The following is a 15041-nucleotide window of genomic DNA, read 5'->3' as shown; positions in this document are numbered from 1 at the left end:
TCAAGCCGAGCGATCCACCAGCTGGCACAGTAGCCACGTTCATCGGATCGGCACTACACTAAAAGTGTAATGTTGAGTGACCCGGGAACGGGTCCAGTGGACGCCTGGACTACACGTACACACGGTCGCATTTGCACGCCAGTAGACGGCTGGCCTGCATTGACCCTTCCCAGTCACACTTGCGCGGACTGGTGCATTGGTTCGGTCGGATCCAATCTTCGGCTCCTGCCCCACTTAAGGGGCACGATTCAAAGATTAGTTCCGAGTATGGACCCACTGGGATTCGAACCCAGGGCATCCTCCTTGCAAAGGAGGCACTCTCCCACTGAGCTATGGGCCCACTCCCGCTCAACGAGCGGGAACTTACGGCGAGCCATGGTAGTTCTAAGGTGCCCGGTCGGCCCAAGAAGGGATGACCGAACGTGAAAACCGCTAAGGTGGGTCGGGGCGTCGCCCCGATCCCGGTCTGTGGAGGTGATCCAGCCGCAGATTCCCCTACGGCTACCTTGTTACGACTTAAGCCCCCTTGCGGAGCCCAGATTCGACCCGGAAACCGGGCCTCATCCGGACCCCACTCGGGTGCTTTGACGGGCGGTGTGTGCAAGGAGCAGGGACGTATTCACCGCGCCCTTCTGAGGCGCGATTACTACCGAATCCAGCTTCATGTGGATGAGTTTCAATCCACAATCCGAACTACGATCACGTTTCGGAGATTAGCGTTCCCTCTCGGGATAGCATCCCACTGTCGTGACCATTGTAGCCCGCGTGTCGCCCAGCACATTCGGGGCATACTGACCTACCGTTGCCCATTCCTTCCTCCAGTTTAGCACTGGCAGTCTCCCTAATGTACCCAGCCACCACAAGGGTGCTGCTGGCAATTAGGGACGTGGGTCTCGCTCGTTGCCTGACTTAACAGGACGCCTCACGGTACGAGCTGACGGCGGCCATGCACCTCCTCTCAGTAGGTCTAGTAAGCTCATCAAACTGACTGTCACTCCTACTGTCGATGCTGGTGAGATGTCCGGCGTTGAGTCCAATTAAACCGCAGGCTCCTCCGGTTGTAGTGCTCCCCCGCCAATTCCTTTAAGTTTCATCCTTGCGGACGTACTTCCCAGGCGGTCTGCTTCACGGCTTCCCTACGGCACACCACAGGCTCGTAGCCTGTGGCACACCTAGCAGACATCGTTTACAGCTCGGACTACCCGGGTATCTAATCCGGTTCGTGACCCGAGCTTTCGTCCCTCACCGTCGGATCCGTCTTCCAGAGGCGCTTTCGCCACCGGTGGTCCGTCCAGGATTACGGGATTTCACTCCTACCCCAGACGTACCCCTCTGGTCTTCCGGTCCCAAGCCACGCAGTTTCCACCGGACGCCCGCGCGTTAAGCACGCGGATTTCCCGATGGACTTGCCTGGCCAGCTACGGACGCTTTAGGCCCAATAATAGCGGTCATCACTCGTGCTGCCGGTATTACCGCGGCGGCTGGCACCGGTCTTGCCCAGCACTTATTCCACCACCACCTTACGGTGGTGAAAAGCGAGGACTATATGCCCTCGCACTCGGAGTCCCCTTATCGCACTCTCGTGCAGTGTAAAGGTTTCGCGCCTGCTGCGCCCCGTAGGGCCCGGTATCTTGTCTCAGATACCGTCTCCGGGCTCTTGCTCTCACAACCCGTACCGATTACTGGCACGGTGGGCCGTTACCCCACCGTCTACCTAATCGGCCGCAGCCACATCCTCTGGCGCCTGAACGTTTCACGTTCCCCGCACTCCAGCGTGGGAACGCTATCACGGATTAGCCTCAGTTTCCCGAGGTTATCCGCGTCCAGAGGGTAGTTTGGCCACGTGTTACTGAGCTATCTGCTACGAGTCTAAACTCGTGCAACTAGCATGGCTAAATCGGACTCCAATAGCAATGACCTCCGGCAGGATCAACCGGAATGCTATATAACTCCCACCGCTATGGGTGGGAGGGTTCATTTGGCGGTGAATGTCGTCTTCTTGTACACACTCACACTAAATGGGTCCACGTTCGGTGAATCCCAATCGTCGACCGATCGAGCGTCACCGAACTACCATGGCTCACATCAGATCCCATCTTAACGGAAGACCGCAGGGGTGGAATCCTCATCTCCTTCGGACCTATTCGTAGTCCGTCTGGGGTACTTAACCCCTTCGGACCATCAGTCCGAGTCGACCTCGAGGCCGATGACCGATCCCCGGTCGTCGGTGAGGTCGAACACATCACATCCGAGTGCCCTTATACACTTAAGGGCATCGGATCGGTCGCCCGCCGGAAATCGCAACCGGGGAGCGCCGTTGCGTACTCAATCAGACGCGCCCTGATTACTTAAGGGCAACGTCTTGGAGTCGCGTCCGATCCATGTCGTGGATGTGAGTTCCTGCCTCCGCGCCGGGAACCGGCCGGAGGGAACGTGGCGGCGTGCGCCACGTCGTTCGCATTCAATACGAGTGCCGGGTCCATACATAAGGCCGTCGTCTCGAGAGACGAGTGGCCTACGTTGATCATTCTCGCGGTGCCACGACGCATAGCACCAATGTGGAAATCCAACCCATGAGCTGCGAAGACACCGGAACCTGGGTGAGGACACGCTCGAGGAGACCGGAGGGTGTTTGGTGGCTGCATCGAAAGTCGGTCGTATGCGCAAGGAACGGTTCGTACTGCTGACGGTGGTAGCACTCGGGATCGTTTTTGCGAGTTTTGTCGTGCGCGGAGTTGGACAGCTGATTGTTGGCCGGGACAGTGCGGTTCTCGTCTCAGCACCGATTGCAGTGATTGGCTTCGGCATGCTCGTGTACCTCTTCGTTCGGGCAACACTCGATGCAGTCGGCGTCTGGACGATTGAGTGAGCACGGACGCACTCGAGCGAGAGAGGGAAACCGTTTTTCGCACGCCATGCGAACGCGTGAGTAGAGAAATGAGTATAGAGGTCCACACTATCGCCGATCTCGGACCGGATGATCGCGTCGCGTTCTTCGAGCGGGATGCTGGGATTGACGCGATCAGCGACGACGTTCACGAGATCGTCGAGCGTGTTCGAACAGAAGGAGATGTCGCCGTCCGCGAGTATACGAATGAGTTCGATGGGGTTACGGTTGGTAACCTCGAGATCACCGATCAGTGCGAACGCGCGTACGATGAACTCGAGGACGACGTTTGCGAGGCAATCGAGACGGCAGCAGCGAACGTTCGCGAGTTTCACGAGGCACAAGTACCCGACGATTGGCGCGAGGAGTTCGGTCCCGGTCGAGAACTGGGGCGGCGCTTTCGTCCGATTGAGCGGGTTGGGGTCTACGTTCCCGGTGGTGCAGCAGCGTACCCCTCGAGTGCGATCATGGGCGTCGTTCCGGCGGTTGTCGCCGGTGTCGAACACGTCACGGTCGTCACGCCGCCAGCCGATGAAATGAATCCGGTGACGCTGGCAGCAATTCACGTTGCAGGTGCAGACGCGGTGTATAGCGTCGGTGGTGTCCAGGCGATTGCGGGTCTCGCCTACGGGACGGAGACGATCACGCGCGTACAGAAGATTGTCGGGCCGGGAAACAAGTGGGTGACGGCGGCCAAAGCCGCGGTTCGCGGCGATGTCGAGATCGATTTCCTGGCGGGGCCAAGCGAGATTGTCGTCGTCGCAGACGAGACAGCAGATCCGGGCGACGTGGCTGCAGAGTTGGTCGCACAGGCCGAGCACGATCCGAACGCATCGGTCGTCGCCGTCACTGCTGATTCGGACACCGCAGCAGCAATCGCTGCTGCAGTCGACGAGCAGGCCAACGCGCGTGAGCGCGAGGAGACAATTCGAGCGGCGCTGGACAACGACGCAAGCGGAGTCCTTCTGGCGCGGTCGATGAGCGAAGCTATCCTCTTTACCGAGGAGTACGCCCCGGAACACCTCTCGATTATCACGGACGACGACGAATCGGTTCTCGAGCGCATCGACAGTGCTGGAAGTGTATTCCTCGGGCCGAACACGCCAGTTGCGGCGGGTGACTATGCCAGCGGGACGAATCACGTCTTGCCGACGAACGGCGGTGCACGCGTCACCGGTGGCCTTTCAGTCGAGACGTTCATGCGGTCGACGACGGTGCAGCGACTCTCGAGTGAGGGACTTTCCGAAATCGGTGAGACGATCACGACGCTTGCGGATGCGGAGGGACTCGAGGCACATGCAGCAAGCGTTCGTCGACGACTGGACGATGAGTCGTCGGACTAACGACGCGGCACTGGCACCTGAGCCGACGCAACAGCAGGTGCGTCGAAGTGGGTGGCGTCGCAGCGGAAAGATCGCAGCAGAACGAAAATGAGGTAACAGCGCGCGTAGTTACTATGCGAGAGTCCCCTACGTCCGTAACAGGTTCAACATTGAGTAAGTCAGTCACAGTACGAACTGGTTTTACAGTCTCGCATCACGAAGGCTATCTGGAATGCAACCGCGTACCGTCGACCCGACCGATGCGCGGGTCCTCGAGCGCAATTACGACTACGCGCAGCGGAACGCTCGCTTGCTCTCGATGTGGTACGAGTGTGACCTCGAGCGGATGATCGAACTCCTCGCAGAGAACGACGTGGCGCTGTCGTCGAACGACGAGCGGTTATTCGGGACGTACTATCACTCGGTCAAGCGGCGTTCGACAGTTTGAGACCGGTATCAGTCCGTTCGCCCGCTGGTGGTATTCCGCTGTCTCATGTGTGGCCTATAGTAGCCACTGCACGTCACTGCACACCTGATCGCCAGATGGATGCGCGGTTCGGAACGAGTACGCGGTTTGGAGCGAGTGAAACGAGCGAGAACCGCGGCAAAGCGAATAGTGCGAGACCGGCGGTCTCGCATACCATGCGAACGGCGCGTTGCGCCGTGAGCAGACGGTGAACGCAGTGAACCGCGAGCAGGTTCGGCGATCAGTGTGTCACTCGGTGCAGTTGGTACTATATCGTGAGCAATTGCCTCACCGAATCGGCCAGGGACTCAGGCGTCACAGTTAACATCGTTGCGACAGAATACAATCGTATGAGTACGGATAGCGTCGACGGCGGGACAGCAGAGACCCAGCCTGAGATCGAAGTAACCGAGGACGCCGCTGCGCAGGCTCGAGACCTCCTCGAGGGCGAAGGGATGGATACATCGGAGGCAGGACTACGGCTGTTCGTCCAGCAGGGCGGCTGTGCCGGACTGTCCTACGGGATGCGCTTTGATGATGCGCCTGACGAGGATGACACGATTTACACCCACCATGAGCTGCGTGTCTTCGTCGATCCGGCGAGCATGAAATATATCGAAGGAAGTATTCTCGATTACGAAAGCGGCCTGCAGGCCGAAGGGTTCCACGTCGAGAATCCGAACGTGGTCAGCGAATGTGGCTGTGGCGAGTCGTTCCGAACGTAAGCGCTGCCCTGTGATCAGTACCTGATTCCTTAGTCCTCGAGTTCGAACGCGACGGTGACTTCGGCCTGATATTCGCGGTCGTCAGCACTGGCGATTTCGACCCCGAGTTCGTCGACTTCGACCCAGTGGACGTTCTGAAGAGTTTCTTCAGCACGGTCGATAGCATCGTCAGCGGCTGCATCGAAGCTTTCCGGGCTGGTTCCGATCAGTGTAATCTTCTTGAAGACCATTGCCCGTGGATGTACAGTCCCGCGTGTCTTCAATGTATGGCTAGTGATAGCAACCATCACTGGTTTTGAGACGATTACGGATGAAACGGGACCAGTCAGATCACGGGCGGACCGAAACGGTGAACTCGAGGAACAGTCGCTACCGAACTCGAGGGAGACTGTGGGTCGCCGCTGCGTGAACGTTTTTGAGGATGCCGGTCCCACGTATCGTCTATGTCAGGCGCTGACAATCCAATCGACGTCTCCGAAATAGACGAGTTGACGCCGCCAGACCGGACGCTAATGGGGCCAGGTCCGAGCGACGTCCACCCGCGCGTGTTGCGGGCGATGAGTACGCCACTGGTGGGCCATCTCGACCCCTCGTTCGTCGAAATTATGGACGAGGTACAGGAACTGTTACGCTACACCTTCCGGACGGACAATCAGTGGACGATTCCCGTCTCGGGGACCGGTTCGGCCGCGATGGAGGCCGCAATCGGGAACGTCGTCGAACCTGGTGACACGATGTTAGTTCCGACGAACGGCTACTTTGGCGGACGCATGGCGTCGATGGCCCGTCGGGCAGGCGGAAACGTCGTTGAAGTCGATGCCCCGTGGGGCGAACCCCTCGAGCCCGCGGCGGTCTCCGATGCGCTGGCCGAACACGATCCCGATGTCTTCGGGTTCGTCCACGCCGAGACGAGTACTGGCGTTTGCCAACCCAACGTTCCGGAACTGACGGCTGCAGCCCACGACCACGATGCGCTCGTCATCGCCGACACTGTTACCTCCATCGGCGGGGTTGAGTTGCGGGTCGACGAATGGGGGATCGACGTGGCCTATGCCGGCCCACAGAAGTGTCTCTCCTGTCCGCCTGGTGCGAGTCCGCTTACCCTCTCGGATGCGGCGATGGAGAAGGTCCTCTCCCGGGAGGAAGATCCGCGCTCGTGGTACCTCGATCTCTCCTTGCTCGAGGGGTACTGGGGCGAAGATCGCTCCTACCATCACACCGCGCCGATCACGAACGTCTACGCACTTCGCGAGGCACTCCGTCTCGTCGCCGAGGAGGGCATCGAACAGCGCTGGGAACGCCACGAGCAGCTTGCGGGCGCGCTCAAAGCCGGTATCGAGGCGATGGGCCTCGAGATGAACGCCCCCGAGGAGTACTGGCTCCCGAGTCTGAACGCCGTTCGCGTTCCCGACGGTGTTGACGACGGCGAGGTCTGTGCCGAATTGCTCGAGCGCTACGATCTCGAGGTCGCTAGCGGTTTGGGCGATCTCGAGGGCGAGATCTTCCGAATTGGCTGTATGGGCCACTCCGCGCGTCCGGAGAACGTGATCTACGTGGTGACGGCACTCGGCGACGTCCTCGAGTCGATGGGTGCAGCTGTGGATCCGGGCGCAGGTGTCACTGCGACGCGACGAGCGCTCAATAAAAACGAGTAGTCGTGGACCTACGCGGAAACGCGTGGGCCCGGTGGGGCGCGTTCGACCTGATAGTCGTCTCCGTCGACGACGATAATTGCCCACTCATAACTGGGCTCAGTCCGAGTCAATTTCTCCTCGAGAGTGTCTGCATCGTCGGGTTCAGCGACGAAACAGTGGAACTGCCCCGACGATGCTGTCGGGAGTTCGTCGTCCTCGAGGACGGTATTTACGTGCACAACTTTCCATGCTCGCTCAGCACGGAATTCGGGGCCGGTACCCTCGACGGTGTACCCTAGCTCGGCAAAAATCGACCTGGCTTGCTCGGCGAGACGCATGTTAACAGGTCCCATTCACCCATAGGTATGTCACACCACATCATAAAGGTTAGTGTCTAACGAAGTATCTCCGCGATTATGGACTAAAACGTACTATTGCCTGAAAGTCAGCAGAGAATCGCCATTGTGTCTGAATGAATTTCGTTTTTGAGGCGGATATTCTCGAGAACTATCGTGATACCAGAGTGGTCGTCACTCGTGGGCGGCGTCCCACTCGGTTGGCTTGCGGAAGTTCCCACATTGGTTGCACTTGATGCGGCCCATCGAGTCCATTGCGTTGTCGAAACTTTCGCAGTTCGAGCAGAACCAGCCGTACCGACGGTCCGCGTCCTGAGACTCGTAGGCGGCGAGAAACGGGCCTTTCGACCCGCGGTCGCCATCTGTCTCCGAGACGTAGACGGTCTCTCCGTCCGCAGTTGCGGTCCGTTGCATACCCACACGTAACCCTGCGTGGGATAAATGACTGTTGTCACGATGAAATGCGGTATGAGAGCATTACCCACCACAGGCGGGATAACTGAAACCTTTACCCGCGCGGAAATCGTTCGAATGAGTAATGTCGCTGGTCGTGGTTCCCGTTCGCTACCCGCTGTCGAAACACTCTCGCCGAACGCTCGAGCGCGCCGTTGACGTCGCTCGCGAACGGGATGCAGCGTTGACCGTCCTTCACGTCGATCTGTATCAGAATGGAAGAAAAGTAACCCGAATCGACCTCAAGAACAACGTCGAGAAGACGTTCGGGCCGATTGAAAACGCTCGCTACGTCGTCCGTACCGGCTTTCTGGTCGAAGAAAGTATTCTCGACGAGGTTGCCGCCGAAGAGGCTGATGCAGTCGTCATCGGCGGCAAACAGGCAAGTCGCCTGCGGCGCATCTTCCAGCGCTTTACCGACAACCCCAACATCGAACGCTACCTGCGCGATCACCTCGACTGTGACGTGATTACAGTTGAAAGCGCACGCGCATAGTTACTCTCGGCCAGCGTTTCGAACGACAAACACCGGTAGTGACGCGTTGTCAACGACGCGCTCAGAAACGCTGCCGAGCGAGGTGACTTTCTCGCGCGGACTCTTTCCCTGCGTCCCGATTACGATCAGATTGATTTCGTTGTCGTCGGCGTACTCGAGAATCGTCTTCGCGGGGGTTCCCTGCCGAACCGCGTCGGCAGTCTCGAGTCCCGCTTCGGATGCTTGCTCTCGAATTGCAGCTATGGCTTCCTCACCTTCGTCTGTGAGCGAGCGCTCGAGGTCGGTGCCGGCCTCGCCACCGGCAGCCGCGGTGATCCGGCTATCGACGACATAGAGGGCATGCACCGTGGCATCGTTGTCTTGTGCAATCGGGAGTGCGTGCTCGAGTGTCTCGCGAACGGTATCGCTGCCGTCAGTCGGGATGAGGATATCGTCGTACATCGTCTCGTGTACCTCATCGGCCAGATAGCCCATAAAAGCATCCGCACTCCCCACGACGGAGGAACGCAGCGCTTACTCGCGTTCGGGTCCGCCCGTCCCGTCGCCATCTGCCTGTGACTCGAGAGAGTCACTAGCGGCCGAATCGCTTGGAGACTCCCCAGCCGATGTCTGGCCCGAATCGGTAGTGGTCCCATCTCTGTCGGCCATTGACGATGCGTCAGAGACGGACGTCAGTTGCTGTTCCTCAACCGCGAGCTGTGCAACGCCACTCGTCGCATCGAAGACGTGATGGCGATGTGGGTAGGCAAACTCGGCATCAGCCGTCTCGAATCGAGTGCGGATCGCATCTTGAACGTCCGACTGGACGACCAGTTGTTTGTAGGGGTGTTTGATCCAGAATCGCAGGCGGAGCAAAATTCCATCGTCTCCGTACTCGACAATCGAGCAATCCGGTGCCGCCGCATAGCGTGCGCTGCCGATGCGAATATCCGGCCCACCGGAGATCACCATATCGACGTTCCGTGCGGCCCGTTCTGCGTGCTGTCTGGCCGCCTCGAGGTCACTTTCGTAGGTAATTTCAAAATCAACCGAGACGCGCGTTCGCTCGTCTTCTGCGGAGTAGTTGATCACGTCTCGTTGTTGAATCTCGGAGTTGGGCATCACGATGAACGTATTCTCGAGGGTGAAGATTTTCGTGTAGCGAATCGTGATATCCTCGACGAAGCCGCGATGACCCTCGTCGACGACTTCGATCATGTCGCCGATCTCGTAGGGTCGGTCCGCGAGCACGAAGATGCCGTTGATCAGACTCCCGACGAGCGGCGCGAGAACGACTGCGATCACCGCGGAGATGACGGTCACCGAGAGGAAGATTTCGGTGCCACTGAGGCCAAAGACGGCGGCAACGGTGACGAGTGTCAGGATGAGAACGGATATTTTGACGCCGCGCAGCACTGTTCGCGTGACGCTTGGGCGTTCGATCCGCCGTGCGACCGTGCGACCGACCAGTCGAACCACGAGATTCGAGAGATACCACCCAATAACGAGGACAATAGCGGCGACGGCTAACTGGGCGATAAACTCCGATCCCGGGAGGATGTCACCCACAGCTTCGATGAGGCCATCAATCTCCTCACCTGAGGGCCCTTCGCCCCCATTACCGACTGGCTCGTCTTCGTCCTGTACGGCCGCGCGCATGCAGACATACTCTGTGCCATGGTGGTTAAGGGTTCTGAACGACCACCCCGCCACTTCCCGGGACAACCCGATTGTAAAAAGAGGTGCTACTCAGTACATAATAAATCATTTATCCATCGCGTTCCTCACGGGGGATATGGCATCTGATGAGCTTCGAACAACGGTCGAACGCGTCGGCGACCGGTTTAACCTCGGCGAATACGAGATCGACGCCTACCTCACCGTCCTCGAGCAGGGACAACTGACGGCGAGTGAAATCGCGGACCGAACCGAGATTCCACAACCGCGTGTCTACGATACCGTCCGCAGTCTCAGTGATCGTGGCCTCGTCGAACTCCGTGAATCCCGCCCGATGAAAGTCGTCGCGCTCGATCCCGGCGATGCGTTCAACGACGTCCAGAGTTCTCTCGAGCAGATGATCGACGAACTCGAGGCCCGCTACACGGCACCCGCTCGCGAAACAGAAGCCGTCTCGCTGGTCAAATCCCGCTCGACAATTCTGCGCTATCTCGAGGAGGTCATCACCGAGGCGGAGTACGAACTCTCGCTCTCGCTGACGCCTGACCTCCTCGTTCGATTCGAAGACGAACTTGCTGTCGCGGTCGACGACGGCGTCAGTATCGACCTCATCGTCACGCCAGCTTCGGAAGCACCGTCGTCGGAGGAGTTCAACTACCTCTCAGTCGCGACGACCGCTCGAGCGCGTCGCGGGATCACGACGCCGGTCGTCGCCGTCGCTGACGGAAACTACTCGATTTACGCGACCCAGGACGCACTTCGCGACGATCAGGACCGCTACGGCGTCATCTTCAACCGCTCGGCGCTTGGTTTTCTCGTCTCCGGCTTCTTCGGCACTGTCCTTTGGACCACCGCAGAGGAAACGCTCTGTGAGGACGGCTCGAACCGTGGCTACCCCCGCAAGTATGCGACGATCCGACGCTGTGTCAAAGACATCATCGACGACGGCGGCGAGTTCTACGCGACCATCGATGGCCGCGACGTCGAAGTCGGCGGTTCGCGCATCGTGCGCGGGCGCGTGATGGACGTTTCCTTCGAAGTCAGCGAAGAGGTTGCTGCACTCACCCTCGAGACCGAGTCTGGCGAAGAACTGACCATCGGCGGCCGCGTGGCCGCACTCGAGGATATCGAAGCTCACGAGATTCACATCGGCCGCCACGAACCGCCGGTGATTGACGACTAATTCTCCGGACAACGGGTTGGACCCTCGAGTTCGACTGGTGAGGAGGACACGAACAACACGATTCTCTCGCTTCGAGTGACACGCAAAGAGCAGAAGGACTACATTACACGCCAGCGCTGAGCCACGGAAAACGGATAATAGTAGCTTAGACAGCCACAGCTGTCCGACTGTCTCGATTAATTGCGTATAATCAGGGCCACGATTAAAGTCACTCAATCGCGTTGAAAGACGAAGGATGGGCCATGATAGGCAGGGACGAGGGCGTGTTGTGTCTGCTCGGGCCAGTGTCGGAGACTGGTCCCGTCGCCAGTACCTCACGGCGGCGTCGACCTCGGCAGTACTCGGCAGCGTTGGACTCGCTGGCTGTCTCGGTGGCGCACGCGATGAGAATACGATTGTGATGAGCGGCGATACCGACTTCGAGGGCGCTATGGACGGTGAAGACGCCGAGACGTCCATTCAGGAGGCGCTCTGGGATGCTGGCCTCGACGAGTCGATCACCGTCGATGTTCAGGCCAGCGTCGATGACACCGACCAGCGCATGCAAAACTACCAGTCGACGCTCCAGGCCGGGCGCTCCCCGCCCGATATCTTCATGATGGACAGCGGCTGGACGCTCCCGTTTATCCTGCGCGAGCAGACGACCAGCATGACCGAGGTCCTCCCCGACGACGTCCTCTCGCGCGTCGAAAACGACTATCTCGAGGCCTCACTCGAGACGGCGCGCCATCCAGTAACCGGCGACCTGCACGCGATCCCGCTCTTTCCGGACTTCGGCTTGATGCAGTATCGACGCGATTTGGTCGAAGATGCCGGCTACGACACGAGTGAGTGGGATACCGACCCGCCCACCTGGCAGGAGTTCGCCGAGGCCGCAGCCGACGCCCGTGACGAGGCCGGCATCGAGTACGGCTTTACGACGCAGGCGGCCGCCTACGAAGGGCTCGCCTGCTGTACGTTCAATGAGGTGATGACGACCTGGGGCGGCGCGTACTTCGGCGGCACCGAGACCCTCTTCGAGGCCGGCGACCGGCCGATCACTGTCGACTCCGAACCCGTTCTCGAGTCGGTTCGGATGATGCGCTCGTTTATCTTCGGCGATGACGCGTCGGATACCCTCGACGGCTACCCCCAGATCGCGCCGTCGACAATCGTCCAGTGGACCGAAGAGGAGTCACTCGGCCCGTTTGCCTCCGGCGAGTCCGTCATGCACCGCAACTGGCCGTTCTCGATCATGGATCTTGGCGCTGAAGACGAGTTCGGCGAGGACTTAGGCGTCATGGCGATGCCGTATGCGATCTCGCCTGAGGAGGCCGAGTTCGAGGGCACCGGCGGTTCGGCCAACGCACTCGGCGGCTGGCACCTCACGCTCAACCCCAACACCGACCGAACCGAGATGGCCGTCGAGGTCCTCGAGGCGTTCACCCAAGAAGAGGTCATGCTGACGATTTTCGAGTTACTGGGGTACATCCCGCCGGAAGTCGAACTGGTCGCAGACGCTGACCCGGACGAGGTCGGCCCCGTCGCGCGCTACGGCGAACAGATCCAGCAGGCTGCGGACAACGCGATTCCGCGCCCAGTCACCGACATCTGGCCCGAACAGGCGTCGGTCATCGCCCAAGAAATTAACGCCGCCTACCGCGGCGCAAAGACACCCGAGGCGGCACTCGGCGACCTGAGCGACCGCCTCGAGCGAAGCGAGGTCGACGTGGAGGGTCAGAATGGCAACTGAATCTGAGAGCGGCGGAACCGACAGTGACGAGGGGATTCTGATCGGCGGCGACAGCGAAACCGAACGCGGGCGCAGCGGCAACGCCGTCATCAACTGGATGGAAAATCTGAGCGAGGCCGCCTACGCCTACCTGCTCTTGATCCCCGCGTTCGCCCTGCTCGCGCTGATTGCGTTCTACCCGCTGGTGATGACGTTCGTCATGTCCCTGCGCGAGGACCGCACCCGCGGCCTCGAGCCACTCGGCGGCTTCGTCGGCGTCGAAAACTACGTCGACATCCTCACCGGGAACGCCCGCCTTGCCCGGCAGTTCATGGACGTGACGCTGTCGACGTCGTTTCCCTTCCTCGAGTTTGGCGTGCCGTTGCTCCAGCAGGCGCTGTTCGTCACGCTCGGCTTTGCCGTGATCAGTGTCATCCTCGAGACGGTGATCGGCTTCGGGCAGGCGTACGTGCTGGATCAGGACTTTCGCGGGCGGCGCTGGGTGCGGGTTGCGATTATCCTCCCGTGGGCGGTGCCAATCGTGATTCAGGGGATGATCTTCTTCCTGTTGTTCCAGCCGACGGTCGGCTTCGGGAGCGACCTGATGCAGTGGCTCGGCATTTTCGGTGCCGATCCGCTCGCGGACAGCCAGGACTCGTTCATCATCATCCTCGTCGCGGATATCTGGAAGTCAGCGGCGTTCATGGCGCTCCTGATTCTGGCGGGCCTCCAGAGCGTCGACCGCAGCCTGTACGATGTCGCACGCGTTGCGGGCGCGTCGCCGTGGCAGCGATTCAAAACGATCACGCTGCCGCTGGTGATGCCAGCCTTGCTCGTCGCAATGTTGTTCCGCACGATGGACGCAATGCGCGTCTACGGGCTGATCGAATCGACCGCGGGCTGTACGACCGTCCCGTCGCTAACCTGTCTCGTCGTCGAGGCGATGTTCGGCGGGACCCGAATCTACGCCACCGCGGCGGCAGTTGCGTTCATGACTGCACTCGTGATCGGCCTGATCATCTCGGTGTACGTGTTCTTCTTCCGTGACACCGAGGGAGGGCTCTACTGATGACCGACGACACCATGGAACCCGATGACACAGTCGACGACAGCACCGATAGTGACGACCGACAGGATGACGTTCCCGAACACTGGAAACACGCACAGCGGCTAGCTGATGGCGGCCAGCCCGGCGGACAGGCCGACCACGGCGCAGTATTCGAAGACGACGAGGACGTTGAACTCGACCGCGGCCCCATCGAGCGCTGGGCAGCAAACGCGATCAAAAACCCCGAGCGGACCTACCGCGCGATGTTCTACACCGCGACGATCTTCTTCCTGCTGACGACGCTGTTCCCGTTCTACTGGCTGCTCATGGTCGCGCTTACGCCGGAAGGCCGACAGCAGGACATCATCCTCACGCCGAACGGCTTCAACCCCGGCGCGTTCATCGAGGTCTTTCAGGTGCTGCCGTTTCACTGGTACATGTTCAACAGCTTCGTCATCGCGACCGCCTCGACGATCATCGTCCTGGTGGTCGGCAGCCTCGCCGGCTACGCCTTCGGCCGCCTGCAGTTCCCCGGGAAGATTCCGCTCATGCTGTTAGTGCTGGTCATATCCTTTTTCCCACCAGCGGCCTTCTTCATCCCGCTGAACGACCTGTTTAACACCTCGTTCTTCGCCCTCGAGCCGATCACGGGCGACGGCACCCTCTACAACACGCCTGGCGCGATGGTCCTGCCGCTGTCGGCCATCTTCATGCCGCTGGCAATTTTCATCCTCACGACCTTCTACAGCCAGATTCCGGACGGCTTAGAGGACGCCGCCCGCGTCGAGGGCACCACGCGACTCGGCGCGCTCTTTCGCGTGATCATCCCGCTGTCGGCTCCCGGCGTCGCCACCGCGGGCGTCCTGACGTTCATCGCCGTCTACAACGAGTTCTTCTTCTCGTTCCTGATGACCGACGGCCAGCCGGAGAACTGGGCACCGATTCTCGAGGGCATCCTGGGCTACCAGGGCCAGTACGAGGTGATGTACCACCTGATGGCCGCCTCGAGCATCATCGGCGTGATTCCGGTCGCGATCCTCGTGATCGTGGCCCAGGAAAAGATCGTAAGCGGACTGACCGCAGGCGCACTCAAAGAGTAACATT

15 protein-coding genes, 1 tRNA gene and 1 rRNA gene are annotated in these 15041 nt (G+C 59.9%); 10 read left to right on the top strand and 7 right to left on the bottom strand.

Translation table 11 applies throughout. From position 1 onward, the window contains the following. Nucleotides 1-268: 268 nt before the first annotated feature. Together B2G88_RS06240 and B2G88_RS06235 are read right to left on the bottom strand one after the other, a co-directional pair. A tRNA-Ala gene (locus tag B2G88_RS06240) sits at nt 269-340 on the bottom strand. A 129-nt stretch (nt 341-469) separates the two neighbouring features. After that, nucleotides 470-1940 (bottom strand): 16S ribosomal RNA (locus B2G88_RS06235). Between the two features lie 719 nt (nt 1941-2659). Here B2G88_RS06235 and B2G88_RS06230 point away from each other — a divergent pair. From B2G88_RS06230 to B2G88_RS06215, 4 genes are all read left to right on the top strand, one after another. Then, entirely contained in the window at nt 2660-2869 is a 210-nt protein-coding gene (locus B2G88_RS06230) for a hypothetical protein (protein WP_054863444.1), read from the top strand. A gap of 68 nt (nt 2870-2937) precedes the next feature. Further along, nucleotides 2938-4230: a histidinol dehydrogenase gene (gene hisD / locus B2G88_RS06225; RefSeq protein ID WP_054863447.1), complete on the top strand. Its 1293-nt coding sequence runs from the start codon at nt 2938-2940 to the stop codon at nt 4228-4230. A 211-nt stretch (nt 4231-4441) separates the two neighbouring features. Further along, complete coding sequence (locus tag B2G88_RS06220) at nt 4442-4657, top strand: hypothetical protein (protein WP_054863443.1); 216 nt, start codon at nt 4442-4444, stop codon at nt 4655-4657. Nucleotides 4658-5025: 368 nt separating this feature from the next. Beyond that, complete coding sequence (locus B2G88_RS06215) at nt 5026-5400, top strand: HesB/IscA family protein (protein WP_087714264.1); 375 nt, start codon at nt 5026-5028, stop codon at nt 5398-5400. A 29-nt stretch (nt 5401-5429) separates the two neighbouring features. Here B2G88_RS06215 and B2G88_RS06210 read toward each other — a convergent pair whose 3' ends face one another. After that, entirely contained in the window at nt 5430-5630 is a 201-nt protein-coding gene (locus B2G88_RS06210; protein WP_054863442.1) for a dodecin, read from the bottom strand. 213 nt (nt 5631-5843) lie between these two features. Between B2G88_RS06210 and B2G88_RS06205 the strand changes: the two genes are divergently transcribed. Further along, nucleotides 5844-7055, top strand: coding sequence for a pyridoxal-phosphate-dependent aminotransferase family protein (locus tag B2G88_RS06205; RefSeq protein ID WP_087714263.1), 1212 nt, complete (start codon nt 5844-5846; stop codon nt 7053-7055). Between the two features lie 8 nt (nt 7056-7063). Here the strand turns inward: B2G88_RS06205 and B2G88_RS06200 are convergent, their stop codons facing one another. Together B2G88_RS06200 and B2G88_RS06195 are read right to left on the bottom strand one after the other, a co-directional pair. Beyond that, a complete protein-coding gene (locus B2G88_RS06200; protein ID WP_054863441.1) occupies nt 7064-7372 on the bottom strand; it encodes a DUF7116 family protein in 309 nt (102 codons plus the stop codon). Nucleotides 7373-7564: 192 nt separating this feature from the next. Then, the gene (locus B2G88_RS06195; RefSeq protein WP_054863440.1) at nt 7565-7804 is read right to left on the bottom strand and encodes a DUF5816 domain-containing protein; all 240 of its coding nucleotides are present in this window, start codon (nt 7802-7804) and stop codon (nt 7565-7567) included. Between the two features lie 124 nt (nt 7805-7928). Here B2G88_RS06195 and B2G88_RS06190 point away from each other — a divergent pair, with 124 nt between their 5' ends. Further along, a complete protein-coding gene (locus tag B2G88_RS06190) occupies nt 7929-8339 on the top strand; it encodes a universal stress protein (RefSeq protein ID WP_054863439.1) in 411 nt (136 codons plus the stop codon). Here B2G88_RS06190 and B2G88_RS06185 read toward each other — a convergent pair whose 3' ends face one another. Continuing rightward, complete coding sequence (locus tag B2G88_RS06185; protein ID WP_087714306.1) at nt 8340-8780, bottom strand: universal stress protein; 441 nt, start codon at nt 8778-8780, stop codon at nt 8340-8342. A gap of 72 nt (nt 8781-8852) precedes the next feature. Then, nucleotides 8853-9977, bottom strand: coding sequence for a mechanosensitive ion channel family protein (locus B2G88_RS06180; protein ID WP_087714262.1), 1125 nt, complete (start codon nt 9975-9977; stop codon nt 8853-8855). 136 nt (nt 9978-10113) lie between these two features. Here B2G88_RS06180 and trmB point away from each other — a divergent pair, with 136 nt between their 5' ends. The 4 genes from trmB to B2G88_RS06160 all read left to right on the top strand — a co-directional run bounded on the left by trmB (nt 10114) and on the right by B2G88_RS06160 (nt 15037). Further along, nucleotides 10114-11178 carry an HTH-type sugar sensing transcriptional regulator TrmB gene (gene trmB, locus B2G88_RS06175; protein ID WP_054863438.1) on the top strand — a complete coding sequence of 355 codons (1065 nt, stop codon included), beginning with the start codon at nt 10114-10116 and terminating at the stop codon, nt 11176-11178. A 235-nt stretch (nt 11179-11413) separates the two neighbouring features. After that, nucleotides 11414-12910, top strand: coding sequence for an extracellular solute-binding protein (locus B2G88_RS06170; protein ID WP_087714261.1), 1497 nt, complete (start codon nt 11414-11416; stop codon nt 12908-12910). Then, complete coding sequence (locus B2G88_RS06165) at nt 12900-13958, top strand: carbohydrate ABC transporter permease (RefSeq protein WP_087714260.1); 1059 nt, start codon at nt 12900-12902, stop codon at nt 13956-13958. The genes B2G88_RS06170 and B2G88_RS06165 overlap by 11 nt, the downstream gene beginning before the upstream one ends. Beyond that, nucleotides 13958-15037, top strand: coding sequence for a carbohydrate ABC transporter permease (locus B2G88_RS06160; RefSeq protein WP_087714259.1), 1080 nt, complete (start codon nt 13958-13960; stop codon nt 15035-15037). The genes B2G88_RS06165 and B2G88_RS06160 overlap by 1 nt, the downstream gene beginning before the upstream one ends. Nucleotides 15038-15041 lie beyond the last annotated feature (4 nt).

The organism is Natronolimnobius baerhuensis (genome assembly GCF_002177135.1).
Classification (GTDB): Archaea; Halobacteriota; Halobacteria; order Halobacteriales; family Natrialbaceae; genus Natronolimnobius; species Natronolimnobius baerhuensis.
Note: the sequence above shows the minus strand (reverse complement) of the source record. Positions and strands in the feature narration are given on the sequence as shown.